The following is a 15,232-nucleotide window of genomic DNA, read 5'->3' as shown; positions in this document are numbered from 1 at the left end:
CGCGTGCTGCATGCCAATCGCGCCATCGATCGTCCGATAGCGCACACATCAGCCTGCTGGAGACCGACATGATCCGTACACGACTGACTTCCCGCTTCGTCCGGCGCGCGGCCTGCGCACCGGTTGCCTGCGCGCTCGCAGCCGGCCTCCTCGCCGCGGCGATGCAGCCCGCCCGCGCCGGCGACTACCCGAACGGTCCGATCAAGCTGATGGTCGGCTTCCCGCCCGGCGGCGGCGGCGACACGTATGCGCGCATCGTCGCGACCGCGCTGTCGAAGAATCTCAACGCGCCGGTGGTGGTCGAGAACCGTCCCGGCGCGGGCGGCGACATCGCGGCAGATGTGGTGGCCCATGCCAAACCCGACGGCCAGACCCTGCTGCTCGCAATGAGCGGCAACTTCTCGGTCGCGCCCGTGGTGCATCCGGACCTGCGTTACAAGGTGCCGGGCAGCTTCGTGCCGGTCTCGATGGTGGTCGAAACGCCGTTCGGCCTGATGGTCGGCGCGAAGTCGAAGTATCAGACCATCCAGCAGTTCATCGATGCGGCGAAGGGCGGAAAGCTTACCTATGCCTCCACCGGCACCGGCGGCGCAGCGCAATCGACGATGGAGATTTTCAAGAACAAGGCGCACCTGAAGATACTGAACATTCCCTATAGCGGCTCGGGCCCGGCCACCACGGCGCTGCTCGGCGGCCAGGTGGACAGCTTCTTCGCGCCGTACACGCCGCTCGCGGGCCAGCTGAACGGTGACGGCATGCGGCTTCTCGCGACCACCGGCAGCCAGCGCAACCCCGCGTATCCGAACGTGCCGACCTTCAAGGAACTCGGCTACGAAGTGAACCCGACGCAGTGGTATGGCGTCGCCGCGCCCGCCGGCACACCGCCCGCCGTCGTCGCACGCATCAACGACGGCATTCAGGCAATCCTCAAACAGCCCGACGTCGTGAAGCAGCTCACGATGAACGGCGCAGTGATCAACGACACGTCGGGCGACGCGTTCGCGAAGTTCGTCGAAAGCGACATCGCCGATTACCGCAGCGCGATCAAACCGCCCGGCAACTGAACCCGGCTTTTCCCGCGGGCCGCTTCGATCCGCGCCCGCCCGATCTTTCCAACGCAACAGGACACGCCATGCGCTTCACCACGCTGATTTCCGCCGAGCAGCTCGCCGCGCTCGCCGCCAACGCCAACGCCGACCTGCTGGTGTGCGACTGCAGCTTCGACCTGACGAACCCCGCTGCCGGCCTCGCAATGTATCGCGACGCGCATGTGCCGGGCGCGGTCTACCTGCATCTCGAAGACGCCCTGAGCGGCGCGAAGAACGGCCAGAACGGCCGGCATCCGCTGCCTTCGCGCGAAGCCTTCGCGCAGGCGCTGACCAAAGCGGGCGCGAACGACCGCACGCAGATCGTCTGTTACGACAGCGCGGGCGGCATGTTCGCCGCGCGGCTGTGGTGGCTCGCGCGCTGGGCCGGCCATGCCGACGTGGCGGTGCTCGACGGCGGCCTGCCGGCCTGGCGCGCCGCCAATCGGCCGGTCGAGCGCGGCGACGTCCCGGCGCGCACGCCGGGGCGCTTCACGCTGCGCGATGCACTGGTCGCGACGGTCGATTTCGATAGCGTGCGCGCCAACCTCGACGGCGGCGCGCGCGTGGTGCTCGATGCACGCGCAGCGGACCGCTTCCGTGGCGAGAACGAGACGCTGGACGCAATCGGCGGTCACATCCCGAACGCACGCAACCGCTTCTTTCGCGACAACCTCCGCGCAGATGGCCGCTTCAAGTCTCCCGATGTGCTGAAGCAGGAAATCTCGGGCATCGCCGGCACGAGCGACGGCGCCGCGCTGATCGGCCAGTGCGGCTCGGGCGTAACCGCCTGCCACAACCTGCTGGCGATGGAAATCGCGGGGATGCCGGGCGCGGCGCTCTATCCCGGCTCGTGGAGCGAATGGAGTTCGCGCGCGGGCGCCCCGGTGGCGACGGGCGCGGCCTGAGGCATCGCACCGTATCGAAACGCAGCCGCAACCGTATCCGCACGCAAGAGACATCCGCGATGAAGATCGCCATCCTCGACGATTACCAGAACGCCATCCGCTCGCTCGACTGCTTCCGGCTGCTCGACGGTCACGACGTCGACGTGCTCACGCAGTCGATCCGGGACGTCGATGCGCTGGCCGCCCGTATCGCCGAAGCCGAAGCGCTGGTGCTGATCCGCGAGCGCACGCCCATTCCGCGCGCGCTGCTCGAACGGCTACCGCGTCTGCGCTTCATCGCGCAGACCGGGAAGGCGAGCGCGCATATCGATCTCGAAGCGGCCGCGCAACTCGGCATTCCTGTCACCGAAAGCCGCTTCTCGGGCGTGGCGACTGCGGAACTCGTGTGGGGCGTGATCCTCGCGGCGATGCGGCGCATTCCGCAATACGCGGCGAATCTGAGAGCCGGCCACTGGCAGGTGAGCGGCCTCGAAGGCGCCGATACGCCCTACGGTCACGGTCTGGGCGTCGCGCTGGAAGGCCGCACGCTCGGCATCTGGGGCTATGGGCGCATCGGCCGGCGTCTCGCGCGTTATGCGCAAGCCTTCGACATGAAGGTGCTGGTGTGGAGCCGTCCCGAATCGCGCGCGCTCGCCGCCGAACAGGGCCACGCGCTCGCGGACGGACCGCTCGACCTGTTCGCGCGGTCCGACGTGCTCACGTTGCAGGTTCGCCAGAACGCCGAGACGCGCGGCATCGTCACGCTTGAGCATCTGCTGGCGATGCAGCCCGATGCGCTCTTCGTCAATACGAGCCGCGCGGGCCTCGTGCAGCCGGGCGCGCTGCGTGAAGCGCTCGCGCGTGGGCGCCCCGGTCTCGCCGCGCTCGACGTATTCGACGACGAACCGCCCGGCGCCGATGAACCGCTGCTGCACATGCCGAACGTCGTCTGCACGCCGCATCTGGGTTATGTGCAGAAGGAAAACTACGAAACGCTGTTCGATGCCGCGTTTCGCGACGTGCTCGCCTGGCAGGCCGGCACGCCCCGTCATGTCGTGAATCCCGACGCGCTCGCGCGCCAGCGTCCCTAGCCCGTGTTTTCGCGGCCTTCCGTCCGATCCGGAAGGCACGCACCGCTCTTTCCGGAGAAACCCATGAGCGCAGCCGATCCCACCTCATCCGCCCGCTACGCGCTCACGCGCGAACTCGCCGAAACCTGTCTGGCGCGCGCCCGCACGCCGTTGCCCGCCGAAGTCGGCGAGATCGCGCGGCACACGTTGCTCGACTGGCTCGGCACGACGATTTCCGGCTGGGCCGATCCCGCCGTCGCGATGCTCGAGGCGACCATCCGCGAAGACGCCGCCTCGCCGCAGGCAACGCTGCTCGGCAGCGGCTTTCGCACCAGCGCACGCGATGCCGCGCTGGTCAACGGCATGGCCTCGCATGTACTCGATTTCGACGACGTGCATCTGCGCTCGCGCGTGCATCCGTCGGTGCCGCTGTGGCCGGCGATCCTCGCGATCTGCGAGCGCGACGGGCTGTCAGGAGCGCGTGCGCTGTCTGCCTTCGCGGCGGGCGTCGAGATGCAGAGCCGTATTGCGCTGGTGATGGGAGAGGAGCACTACCAGCGCGGCTGGCACAACACCGCGACCTTCGGCACGTTCGGCGCAACGCTCGCTTCCTGTTACCTGCTCGATCTCACGGTCGAACAGACGCAGCACGCGATCGGCATCTGCGCGACGCAGGCGGCGGGCTTGCGCGCCGCGTTCGGCACCATGTGCAAGCCGCTACATGCGGGTCAAGCCGCGTCGACGGGCGTGCTTGCCGCGAGCCTCGCGAAGCGCGGCTTCACCAGCCAGACCAACATGCTCGAATGCGACGCGGGCTTTATCGAGCTGTACGCGAGCGCGCGCAGCGACGAGGCGATCGCCGCCGCATTGAAGGATGCGCCGGATTTCCAGGCGCGCACCATCGTCTTCAAGTACAACGCATCGTGCTACGGTACGCAGGCGCCGATCGAGGCATGCAAGCTGCTGCGCCAGCCGCTCGGCGACCGGCTCGACGAGATCGAACGGGTCGACATTGGCGTCGAGCCGCAGTATCTCTCGGTATGCTGCATTGCGGAACCGGCGACGGGGCTCGAAGCGAAGTTCAGCATCGCGCAGATGGCGGCGCTCACGCTGGCGGGCTGGAGTACGGTCGATCCCGAATCGTATTCGGCCGCCGCGCTGAACGATCCGCAGATTCTCGCGCTGCGCAGACGCATTGTGATCACGCCGAATCCGCAGCAGCCGCGCGCGAGCACCGACGTCGCGCTCACGCTGAAGGACGGTACGCGCTTCGAACAGCACGTCGATACCAGCCAACCCGAAACCGATCTCGCGCGCCAGGCCGCGCAGCTCGGCACGAAGGCGGCATCGCTGTTGGGCGAGCGGCTGCACGTGGAGCAGGTCGGACCGATCGTTGAAACGGTGCTGCGTTTCGACGACGTGACGAACGTGCGCGAGTTCATCTCGACCTTCGCGCGGGCATTGCGCGCGCAACAGTGAGGGACGGTTGCAACGCGCAATCGATGCAGCGCGGCTTGCAGCAACCTCGACCGCTTCGTACAGATTGGAAGGGCCGTCCGCGCCGATGGCAGTGGACGGCCGCATGGAGCCGACCAATACGACGGGCTTGTCTCTTCATGACTGGATTTCCGTCGAAACAATGGGCCGTGCGCGCGGATCTGCATCAGATGTGGCCAGCGAAGCGGATGGCAGCAACGCCGGGTCGAACGTCTGCCGCTCCCTGCTGCGCTTGAACTCTTCGTAGTACTCCTCCAGTACGCGCCGCGTAAATTTCCCTATCGACGCGTACTCACGATCGGTCAGATTGGCGAGAGATACGCGAGCGGACGTATTCACTACCTCGAATCCATTGCCGGGCAACAGTACGACTCCTGTTTCCTCTGCGAGACGGAACAGGAAGCTGGTTCCCAGATCGCTCTTGCTGAACCAGGCCTCGAACCCTGGGCCATACAGCGAACCGCCCAGCTCCTGCAGATCGATCAGGGTGTAGTAGTTCGCGTCGTTGGGTTCGTGCTCGACCTTGACACCCATATTCGCGTAGAGCGTCTTGTAGCGTTGCCGTATCAGCTGTTTGGCGGCGTTCTTGTAGTGATGCTCGCGGTCCATCAGCCCATTCAATGCGAAGAGCGCCATCTGCAGCTGCTGCGGCACCGACAGCCCTGCCGTGTGGTTCAGCGCCACGGCGCGGCTGTCGGCAACGAGACGATCAATGAAGCGCAGCTTGCGCGGTTCCGTCGTCAGCGACGCGTATCGTGCGTCGAGCCGTTTTTTCTCGTCTTCGGGCAGGTTGGCCAGCGCCGCGTCGAATGCGTTGTCGTCGTGCAGTGCGATGGTGCCGAGCCGCCAACCGGTAGCACCGAAATATTTGGAAAACGAATACACGCAGAGGGTATTGCGAGGGCACTTCGCAAAAAGCGAGACGAAGTCGTCCGCGAAAGTGCCGTACACGTCGTCTGTGACGATGAAAAGCTCCGGTTTGCGGGTTGCGATCAGGTCGGCCAACTGGTCCAGCATCGCGTCGGACAACTTCGTGGAAGGCGGATTACTCGGGTTGACAAGGCAGAAAATCTTGATTGCCGGGTCCAGCAGCTTGTCGATTTCCGACTGCGGCAATTGCCAGTCGGCGTGTTCGTCCATCCGGATATCGACGATCTCGAGCCCGTAGTCAGCGAGAACGGGGATCTCCAGATAGGGGGAAAAGATCGGCGTGGCAATCGCAATCTTGTCGCCCGGCTGAATCAGGCCATTTTCGCTCAGGCTCTGAAAAATGTAGGTCATCGCCGCCGTACCGCCTTCAGTCGCGAACACCGAAAAGTCGCCCTTTCGCGATACCGACCCGAACATCTCCAGCGTGAGATACGCTTTGACGATCTCTTCGGTATGCTGAAGCATTCTTGGCGGCGTCGGATAGTTGCAACCGAGGAACGCACCGACCATTTCGAACAGGAACGTATCCTGATCGAGCCCGAGCTGGTCCTTGACATACGAAATGGCCGCCCTCAGGAAACGCACGCCGTCTTTCCCGTTATACGTATCCGCGTAAATTTCGAACCGCTGCGCAATGCCGTCGCGTTCGGGCAAGCCGCCAAAACCACTGTTCAGGTACGAGTACGAACGCTGTGCTTCCTGCATTGCGAACTCGCCGAGACTCAGGAATGCGAGGCGAGGTAGTGTGGCGAGAAAGTTGGGATTGCCGCGTCCGGCGTTCAGCATGAGGCGCTGTGCGTCGGAAGACGCAATTTCTATCAGCCGATCCTTAAGTTCAAATGGGCTGAGACTGGCAAACTGGCTGAAATCCTGATTGTTCATGGTAAGCCTCGTATCGATCACGTTCAGAGAACAGCGTTTTTGGTAATCACGCCGACAATGACAGGTCCCCAAAGCGTAAGGAACACGTTGGCGACAGCGTAAGTGACAGTGAATGACACAACCGGCGTCGCGTTGCCGGCCTTGGCCAGCAACGCGGCGAAAGCCGGGTTCGCGCTGCGGCCGCCGGCAACGCACGCCAGCGCTTCGATGGGATTCCTGATACCCAGCAGGTAGTAGGAGAAAAAGAAGGTGATGATCTGCGGGATCAGCGTGACACCGACGCCGAGGAAAAACAGCGTCAAGCCATACTGCTTGATGGCGACGAGTGCCTGCGGGCCCGCGCCGATACCGACGATGCCAACGAACACAGCCAGCCCGAAGTCGCGCAGGAAGTTGGATGCGCCCACCGGCAAAGCGGCAAATCGCGGATGCACGCTGCGCAGCCAGCCGAACAGCAGGCCGGACAGCAGACAACCGCCACCACTGCCGATCGAGACTGGAACGCCCCACAGCCGGAATTCGATCATCCCGATCAGGATACCCACCAGCATGCCAATGCCGAAGAAGATGAAATCGGTGACTTCAGCGGCGGTGATCTTGTAGCCAACCTTCGACTGGACGCGATCGAGATCGACCGGACTGCCAACGAAGTGAAGCTCATCGCCCGTTTTCAACTGCAGCTTGTTCAGCAGCGGCAGATCTCTTCCCATGCGCTTGACGGCAGTGAGAAAGACGCCATGGCGAATCTCGACGTTGGCATGGTCGTGAATCTCGCCGACTTCGCGACCGTTGAGCGAGCGATTGGTCAGAATGATTTCGCGGTTTTCCTCGACGAGCGAGAGATCCCGCGGCGGAGTGACTTCATGCCCGATGGCGTTGCCCGCGGCACCAAGGACATCGATCATGCCAGTGACGGCAACCCGGTCGCCGGCCTGAATGACGGTGGTATCGGAAAGCTCCAGAGCACCACTGCCCCGAAAGACCGCTTCCACAGCGGCATCGTCGAGTTCCTTGTCCAGCGTTAGCGCAGTCTTGCCGATCGCCTTGCTGTGCGCCGTGACCTCATAGATTCGCGTGGCAATGTCACGTATTGCATTGAACTGGCCGGGCTCGAGTTCGGTGCGTCCTCCCGACATAACCTTGGCCAGCTTGAGCGCTTCCGCGCGGATATCCCACTTCATGACCACAGGGAAGAACCAGCTGACCATGATGATCGGGCCGAGGGAACCAAAGATGTAGCAAACGGCATAGCCGACAGCAACGTTGGTCTGCATGGTCTTGACCAGCGCGGGCGACAACCCGAGTCTGGCGAGTGCGTCGCCGGCCGTGCCGAGAATCGCAGACTGGGTGAGCCCGCCGGCGGCGAGGCCCGCGGCCATGCCCCGGTCGAGGCCGAACATCCATGCCGCAGCCAGAACGCATAACAGGCCTGTCAGGCACATGACGAACGACGACACTAGCTGGTTGAGCGAGCGCCGGTTCAGTGCGTGAAAGAACTGCGGGCCGCCCTGGAATCCGACGGCATAGATGAACAGCGCAAAAAAGATATTCTTGATGTTGCTGTCGATGTCGACGCCAAGCTGGCCAATGACGACACCGACCAGCAGAGTGCCGGCAATACCTCCCAACGTGAAATTCCCCACCTTGATCTTGCCGATGAGGTAGCCGAGCGCGATCGTCGCGAAAAGTGCAAGCAGTGGCTGGCTGCCAAATAGATGCCGAATAAGTTCCATGCTCGTTCCTGATTTTATTCCGCAATATTTAACCTATACCGGCGTAACTTCTCCGGACCCTAAATTGGATAAATCATGCTTCTTTTGAGATGAAGTGCCATCGCCATTGCAATAAAACTCTTTAACCAATGCCGACGATAAACAAGATCAAGTGTAGGTTTGGCGGACGGGCGACTACTGATCTGAATCAATCTTCATATGAACATAGGAGGAAGATTTTTTTACAAAACCGTATGGATAATGAATTGATTTCGACAGGCATGCCATACAAAAGCAATTTTCCCTCTGGTGAAATCGCTCTCTTTTTTAGGCATAACCACCCGCGACCCTGTTGCCGTCTACGTGCTTCTGCTCTGTCGGGCAATAAGCGTGTTTTTCCGTCCAACTGACATACGCCAACAGTGAGACAGCTCAGGCGATCGCAATGGACTCCTGTTTATTGGCTGGATACGTTCGTTTTTCCGTTTGTGCCCGAAGATACGGAAGGCGAAATCCGCACAAACCCACACCACGGCACGCGGTGCCCACGGCGAGGCGGAAGACGGCTTCCCTCATGTGATGTCGGTCGCGTTGCGGGCACTGCGTGAGGCGCGTCGTCGTGGACACGACGAGGACACCGCCCGACTCGACGCGCTACTGTCGGTAATGTCACTCGACGATATGTACCTACCGCACAACGGTGGCTCCGAGGCGAGCGATCCACTCGCGGCAGCCCGCTTTCTTGACCGTGTCGAACGGGATAGCAGCCTGGCGATTGCCGTCCAGTCCAGTGAGGAAGTCAATGATTCCAGGAAGCACTTGGCGACGAGCACCCGCGCTTCGACGCTGGTTGATCTCGCTCAATTGACAACTGGCACACTCTTTTAACCTGTATTGATGTCAGTGCAAACAACAAGGAGTTGCGTGATGAAAACGGCCAGCGTAAAGCGCCCGCGACATCTCCGCCGATGGACTGTCAATGCTGCGAGAATGGCCTGCGTCGCTACGCTGGTCTCCAGCGCCGCCACTTGGGTGGGTGCAATTTACGACCATCCCATTGACGACGAGATCGTCGCCGGAATGCAATCCCCGAATTGCACAGCGGTACGCACGACGAAACCCGGTTCGCTGCTGACGTCTACGTTGCCGGACGATGGCATCTGCCGCGCGTTTTTTCTTTATCGCGGCAACTTCGCGAATGCGCCGGACAACGAAGATGCATATCGAGATGCCGTTGCACGGAGCCGGTTGGATGAATTTAAGCAACTATTCGCATACGTCTGGCTTCTGGTAACGGTCGTGGCCAGCGCGGGATATGTACTGTTCGCCTGTGGTTGTAGAGTATGGCGCCGTCTATCGCCTTCGGAACGATCCTCTTGACATGATGTCGGCAGCGATTTCTTCCCACTATTAATCCGCGGCTGCACGGAACGCCTGGTCGATATGAACGCGCAGGTGCGTGCAGGCTGTCGGGCGAAAATATAGACGATGACGTGATTCGAACAAGGCCGGGGGGAATGAAATTGCTTATCCTCGGGACACAATCGGCCTTGCGTGCTCAAGCGCTGAATATGGCGAGCATCTCGCACCTCTCGATGAAATCCGCTTTCAGACGGCATTCGACGACGTGTCAGTCTCGCGAGCCCGCTGTGTATGAATCAGGCCAGGTCAGACACGCTCCAGGCTATCGATGTCGACGATCCTGGCTTGTTTGCCCTTCATGCGGACCGCCCCACGCTGCTGCAGTCGCGTGAACATCCGGCTGACCGTCTCCAGCTTGAGCCCTAGATAGCAGCCGATTTCCTCCCGCGTCATCCTCAACTGAAACTCCATTGACGAGTAACCGCGCTCGCGGTAACGCTTCGACAGGCCGAGCAGGAATGAAGCGACGCGCTCCTCTGCCGTCATGCAACCGATAAGCATCATATGGGCCGATTCCCGCACGATTTCCCGGCTCATCATCAAATGCAAGTGACGCTGCAAATCCTTGTTTCCAAAACTCAGCATCTCAAGCGTCGCGAACGGTATGACGCAAACAACGCTGTCTTCCAACGCGATCGCATCCAGCGTGTGCTTGCCCGAGGTGATGCCTTCCATGCCGAGGAAGTCCCCGGCGATCTGAAAACCCGTGATTTGCTCGCGACCATCCCTATGCATTGCAACGGTCTTCGACGATCCTGCCCGGATCACATACAGGTTGCAAAACGCGTCTCCCGCACGGTAGACCGCTTCTCCGCGCCTGACCTTTCGGTGATTGCCGAAAACGCTGATCGGGTTGACCGTGTTTTGACTGCGCATCGCGGTGGGCATGCACAGGTCGCGTGTCGCGCAATTACGGCAGTTGCTGGCGCCGGCAAACTCGCGTGGATCTATTTGCCCGGCTACGCCCCTGCTCCCAGGCAGCGGCACGCGCTGCAGGGCGTGCACACGCTGCAGTGCGTGCACACGCTCCGGCTTTACGGCCGATGCGTCAGCCGACGTGACGTAAACAGACGGCGGGACGGGAAAACGGGACGAGCGAGCGGTCGCTAACTGGTTTGCAGCATCGATCATGGGGCTCTCCATCACGGACGACGGCCTTGCCGCGTATAGGGTTGTTGAAGCGCCCGTACGGGGCGCCAGAACATCAGGTGATGGAATGATTTTCCGGGCAAGGCGGGGAGGTCGCCTATCGGGGAACCCAGCGCAGTTTTGTAGGCGTTTCCCTACAAAGGCGACGCTCGGGGCTCAATGATCCGTTCAAGCGAGCAGCCCGTTTTCGACCGCGTAACGAGTGAGCTCGGCGTTGCTGCTTAAACCCATTTTCTCGAGAATGCGCATGCGGTACGTCGTGACTGTCTTGGGACTGAGATGGAGCGTTTCGCCGATTCTGATCAGGCTTTCGCCTCGTGCAAGCAACTTGAGGACTTCGAGTTCGCGGTTCGACAACGCCTCGTGCGACGCGTTGCTTTTTCCACTGAGCATGCTGGCAAACCTTTCCGCAAGTACCGGGCTCACATATTTGCCGCCAACTGCGGCCTTCCTGACTGCTGCGATTAGCGCCGAAGTCGGGCTGTCCTTGGTCAGGTAGCCGGACGCGCCGAGCTTGAGCGCTCGCAGCGCATAGATTTCCTCGGAATAGGTGCTGAGAATCAGGACGGCGAGCCCGGGGTGGGCAGCGCGCAGCACCTTGAGCAATTCGAGACCATTCTTGCCCGGCAGGGCAATGTCGACCAACGCAACGTCGAAATCCCGAGCCTGCACTTGCTGCAATGCGTCGGCCGCCGTTTCGGCTTCGCCCACGACACGAATATCGTCGGCCGCCCCCAGCATCAGCCTTACACCGTTTCGGGCAACCGTGTGATCGTCCACGAGCAGGACCTTGATCGGCTCAGTCACCACCTACTCCCCTCTCCAACGGTAACGTCAGCAGGACGCTGGTGCCATGTCCGGGCCTGCCAGAAACGGTTAGTTCACCACCGAAGTGATAGGCCCGCTCTCGCATGCCCAGTATCCCCCATGATTGATCTTTCAGCGCCTCCATCTCGATACCCTTTCCATCGTCGGCGATCGCGACCAAAAGCGCGTCATCGGACCTCGTCGCGCGAACGCAAACGCGTGACGCTTCGGCGTGGCGCAAAACGTTGGTCATCGTTTCCTGCACGATCCGGAACAGCATCGTACTCCGTTCCGGGCCCAATTCGACCGACACGACATCGGAAGCAATACTGCACTCGCACACCAGATCGGAACGCTTTTCGATCTGGTTCGCGTACCATTCAAGTGCCTCCCATACGCCGAGTTGGTCTAGCACGCTAGGCCTCAGGTCGGTAATGACCCTGCGCACGGCCTCGATCGCATCGTCCGCCAACCGTGTGGCATCCATGAGCAAGGGGTCGGGCGCGTGCCCCGCCTGAACGGACCGGTCGACTGAAACCGAGACATACGCCTTGATCCCCGTGAGCAGACTGCCCAGTTCGTCGTGTATTTCCTGCGCGATGCGTTTGCGCTCGTCCTCCTTGATCGCCTCCTGGTGTGCCGCCAGTGAGCGCAGTGCTTCGCGCGAATGCCGCAAAGCGATTTCGGACGCCTTGCTTTGAGTAATGTCGACCAGGATGCCCTGGATGAAAATCTGATGCCCCGCATCGTCGAACACGGCCTGATTTTCGTCACGAAACCATAGAACGTCTCCATTCTTCGCGATCAGCCGATACTCTACCCGTATCGGTTCGTGAGCGCCGGCCCGCGCCGCGAAGGCGGCGCGTACACGCTCGAGATCGTCCGAGTGGATTCTGCTTGCATGAAGTTGAGGATCCGCCAGCCATTCCTCTGCGGAGAAACCAAGCATCGCAATCTGCGGACTGATGTATTGAAGAGCAGCAGATTGGTCCGACGACGAGATATAGGTGATCGCCTGAATCTGCTCCACCAGCGTGCGAAATTTGGCCTCTGCCTGACGCTTGGCCTCGAGCATCTGCTGCGTGCTCAACATTCGCCGGATCGCGGCCGGAAGCTGGCCGAGATACAATAACTCGGAGTCCTTTCCCAGGTAGTCCCTCGCCCCTCTGCGCATCAACTCGGCCGCCACCGCCGCGCTGTCGCCGCCGGTGAGCACCATGACAGGCACCACGATTTCGCCTGCATCGCCAGCCAGTTCGGCCAGGAATTCCAGACCGGTCATATCCGGCAGGTTATAGTCGAGCAGCACGCAATCCGGCTTTTCCGATACCAGCAGCCGTAATCCCTCTCGTCCGGTTTCCGCTTCGACGAGCACGAAGTCGACCAGCGGATTCCCGACGAATGCCCGACGGCACGCCATGCGGTCCACGACGTCGTCCTCGACAAGCAGCACGCGAATCTGCGGCTTTTCCAGGACCGCTTTCTCCGGCTCGGCAATCATGAAGGTTGTACGCGAGACGTATTCATGGCGTTTCGCTAATGGACCAGTACAGGTCGATGGAACGCATGACCTCGACGAATTGACGATAGTCGACCGGCTTCGCCATGTAGCCGGCTACGCTGAAGTTAAAGCTGTTCACCTTGTCCTGCTGCTCTTCGGATGTGGTCAACACCACCACCGGATAGCGACGCAACTCTTCGTCTGCCTTGGCAGCCTGGAGAAACTCTATGCCATTCATGACGGGCATATTCAGATCGAGCAGGATAATGCACGGCTTTTCGTTTGCGGGATCACGGAGATAAGTCAATGCCCGTTCGCCGTTTTCCTGCGGAATGACCGGATTCGTTACGTGGATTTCCTTCAGCGCCCGCCGGATCGTCATAATGTCGACCTCGTCGTCCTCCACGAGAAGGATCGGCTTGTTCGGAGTTTTCATGCAATATTCTCCCGAGGGCGGTTTTGTTTAGCGATGAAAGGTAATGTAAAGTAAAATGTGCTGCCAAGCCCGACGACTGATTCTACCCAGATTTCGCCGCCATACATGTCCAGGATCTTTCTCGCGAGAGTAAGACCGACACCCGTGCTTTCAACCCGGTCACGTGGCGCAAGCGTTTGAAACAGCTGGAAAATGCGCTCGAAATGCCTCGACTCGATGCCTGGGCCATTGTCGCTAACGGAAAACTGCCATTTACCGGCATGTTCGGTACATCCAATGCACACTTCGCCCACGGGTTTGTCCATGTACTTGATCGCATTGGAAATCAGGTTCTGGAACACTTGCTGGATTCTGGTCCGCTCACCCAGCACCGTCGGCAATGCGTCCTTCACTGTCACGGTAATGGCTTCGGGAGGCGCGAGCAGATCAATCACCTCGTGCACCAGAACCGTGAGATCGATCATGACCGGGGTCTCCCGTACCCGACCGACTCGCGAGTATTGAAGGATACCGTCGATCAGGGCACTCATCCGGTGTACGCGGCTGATCAACAGCCGCATGTGCTCGCGGCCTTCGTCGTCGAACTTTTCCACGTAGTCGACCGACAGCCAGTCGGCGAGCGATCCGATGGCACGCAGCGGCGCTTTCAGGTCGTGCGAAACGACGTACGCGAAGTTCGTCAGTTCCTCATTGGCGCTGCTGATCTCCTGCAGCAGGCGTGAGCGCTGCTCCTCCGCGCGCTTTCTTTCCGTGATATCCCGAACGATCCCCGTAAACATCCGACGCTGCCCGAGATACATTTCGGAAACGGCGAGATCCATCGGAAAGGTGCTACCGTCCTTGCGCAAGCCAACGACCTCCCTGCCGATGCCGATTATTCTTTTTTCGCCAGTCTGCCGATACCGTGCGAGGTAGCCGTCGTGCATGTCGCGGTACGGCTGGGGCATCAGCATCGATATGTTCCGGCCGACCATTTCCGATGCGTCGTAACCGAACAACTGCTGAGTTCTCGGATTGACGCGTTCGATCACGCCCGTTTCGTGGATGGTGATAATGGCGTCAACTGCAGTATCGACGATGGCGCGCATCCGGGCTTCGCTGTGAAGCAACGCCTGCTCGGCGCGCTTGCGAGCCGTGATATCGTGGATCGTTGCCATGACGAGATCGAGTCCGCGATCCGTTTTGAGGGGCGACAGACTCACCTCGATGGGAAACTCGGTGCCGTCACGGTGACAGCCGAGAAGCTCGAGCCCAATCCCCATCGAACGGGGTCGAGGATTGGCGAAAAAATCGATGCGGCGAGCAACGTGGGAATCACGAAGCCGCTCGGGCATCAGTATCTCCAGCGGCTTTCCAAACAGATCGTCCCGTGTGTAACCAAAAAGCCGTTCCACAGGGGGATTGGCGAAAACGACCAGGCCATCGTGGTCGACGATAAGCATCGCATCCGATGCAGAATTTAAAAGCCAGTCCAGCGTCTGCACTTCAACGATATGGTCTTTCATGGTATTCGGCCGGGACTAGATTGATTCGGCGTTGCACGCAGGGGAGGAGATCAACGTTTCGACACGCAGTCGGGACAATGCCGGGCGCGGCTGCCAAGGCAAAAATCTGGCAGTGTACGATTGCCGCTGGCATCCGGAGATAACGGATCAACGCATTGGTACCGGCGGTACCGGCGATAGGCAGCGCCCCCCCTTTCAACCCGGCATCGAAACGTAGCAAAGGATACCGCAAAAAAAGGGGCGCGACGAAGCTTCGCTTAACCCGGATGTCTGCCGATTCAACATCCATCAGGCGCGGACGCTGGTTTTGATACCTCGGGCCTGGCCACCGCCGATTACCACGGGTGCC

At 60.9% G+C, this 15,232-nt stretch carries 12 protein-coding genes and 2 pseudogenes; 6 read left to right on the top strand and 8 right to left on the bottom strand.

Annotated elements, in window-relative coordinates:
- Positions 1 to 68: 68 nt before the first annotated feature.
- The 4 genes from BHE01S_RS25465 to BHE01S_RS25450 all read left to right on the top strand — a co-directional run bounded on the left by BHE01S_RS25465 (position 69) and on the right by BHE01S_RS25450 (position 4,521).
- Complete coding sequence (locus BHE01S_RS25465) at positions 69 to 1,064, top strand: Bug family tripartite tricarboxylate transporter substrate binding protein (protein ID WP_042268801.1); 996 nt, start codon at positions 69 to 71, stop codon at positions 1,062 to 1,064.
- A gap of 68 nt (positions 1,065 to 1,132) precedes the next feature.
- The gene (locus BHE01S_RS25460; protein WP_042268800.1) at positions 1,133 to 1,993 is read left to right on the top strand and encodes a sulfurtransferase; all 861 of its coding nucleotides are present in this window, start codon (positions 1,133 to 1,135) and stop codon (positions 1,991 to 1,993) included.
- 59 nt (positions 1,994 to 2,052) lie between these two features.
- Entirely contained in the window at positions 2,053 to 3,063 is a 1,011-nt protein-coding gene (locus BHE01S_RS25455) for a D-2-hydroxyacid dehydrogenase family protein (protein ID WP_042268871.1), read from the top strand.
- A gap of 63 nt (positions 3,064 to 3,126) precedes the next feature.
- Positions 3,127 to 4,521 carry an MmgE/PrpD family protein gene (locus tag BHE01S_RS25450; RefSeq protein ID WP_052406099.1) on the top strand — a complete coding sequence of 465 codons (1,395 nt, stop codon included), beginning with the start codon at positions 3,127 to 3,129 and terminating at the stop codon, positions 4,519 to 4,521.
- Between the two features lie 33 nt (positions 4,522 to 4,554).
- Here the strand turns inward: BHE01S_RS25450 and BHE01S_RS37105 are convergent.
- From BHE01S_RS37105 to aspT, 3 genes and pseudogenes are all read right to left on the bottom strand, one after another.
- Positions 4,555 to 4,653 (bottom strand): annotated as a pseudogene (locus BHE01S_RS37105) (asparaginase domain-containing protein); the annotation flags it as partial.
- A 117-nt stretch (positions 4,654 to 4,770) separates the two neighbouring features.
- Positions 4,771 to 6,351: pseudogene (locus BHE01S_RS25445) on the bottom strand (bifunctional aspartate transaminase/aspartate 4-decarboxylase); the annotation flags it as partial.
- Positions 6,352 to 6,374: 23 nt separating this feature from the next.
- Positions 6,375 to 8,084 carry an aspartate-alanine antiporter gene (gene aspT / locus BHE01S_RS25440; RefSeq protein WP_042268799.1) on the bottom strand — a complete coding sequence of 570 codons (1,710 nt, stop codon included), beginning with the start codon at positions 8,082 to 8,084 and terminating at the stop codon, positions 6,375 to 6,377.
- A gap of 465 nt (positions 8,085 to 8,549) precedes the next feature.
- Here aspT and BHE01S_RS25435 point away from each other — a divergent pair, with 465 nt between their 5' ends.
- Entirely contained in the window at positions 8,550 to 8,951 is a 402-nt protein-coding gene (locus BHE01S_RS25435) for a triphosphoribosyl-dephospho-CoA synthase (protein ID WP_281177771.1), read from the top strand.
- Positions 8,952 to 8,990: 39 nt separating this feature from the next.
- A complete protein-coding gene (locus BHE01S_RS38025; RefSeq protein WP_157025622.1) occupies positions 8,991 to 9,443 on the top strand; it encodes a hypothetical protein in 453 nt (150 codons plus the stop codon).
- Between the two features lie 288 nt (positions 9,444 to 9,731).
- Here BHE01S_RS38025 and BHE01S_RS25430 read toward each other — a convergent pair whose 3' ends face one another.
- The 5 genes from BHE01S_RS25430 to BHE01S_RS25410 form a co-directional block, all read right to left on the bottom strand.
- Positions 9,732 to 10,616 carry a helix-turn-helix domain-containing protein gene (locus BHE01S_RS25430; RefSeq protein ID WP_084069217.1) on the bottom strand — a complete coding sequence of 295 codons (885 nt, stop codon included), beginning with the start codon at positions 10,614 to 10,616 and terminating at the stop codon, positions 9,732 to 9,734.
- 186 nt (positions 10,617 to 10,802) lie between these two features.
- Entirely contained in the window at positions 10,803 to 11,414 is a 612-nt protein-coding gene (locus BHE01S_RS25425) for a response regulator (protein WP_245639858.1), read from the bottom strand.
- Between the two features lie 19 nt (positions 11,415 to 11,433).
- Complete coding sequence (locus tag BHE01S_RS25420) at positions 11,434 to 12,942, bottom strand: response regulator (protein ID WP_084069201.1); 1,509 nt, start codon at positions 12,940 to 12,942, stop codon at positions 11,434 to 11,436.
- A gap of 22 nt (positions 12,943 to 12,964) precedes the next feature.
- Complete coding sequence (locus BHE01S_RS25415; RefSeq protein WP_042268796.1) at positions 12,965 to 13,378, bottom strand: response regulator; 414 nt, start codon at positions 13,376 to 13,378, stop codon at positions 12,965 to 12,967.
- Positions 13,375 to 14,883, bottom strand: coding sequence for a sensor histidine kinase (locus tag BHE01S_RS25410; protein WP_042268795.1), 1,509 nt, complete (start codon positions 14,881 to 14,883; stop codon positions 13,375 to 13,377). Before BHE01S_RS25410 ends, BHE01S_RS25415 begins: the two co-directional genes overlap by 4 nt.
- Positions 14,884 to 15,232: the final 349 nt, after the last annotated feature.

Source organism: Paraburkholderia heleia NBRC 101817, from assembly GCF_000739775.1.
Taxonomy (GTDB): Bacteria; Pseudomonadota; Gammaproteobacteria; order Burkholderiales; family Burkholderiaceae; genus Paraburkholderia; species Paraburkholderia heleia.
This window is presented reverse-complemented; position numbering and strand designations above follow the sequence as displayed.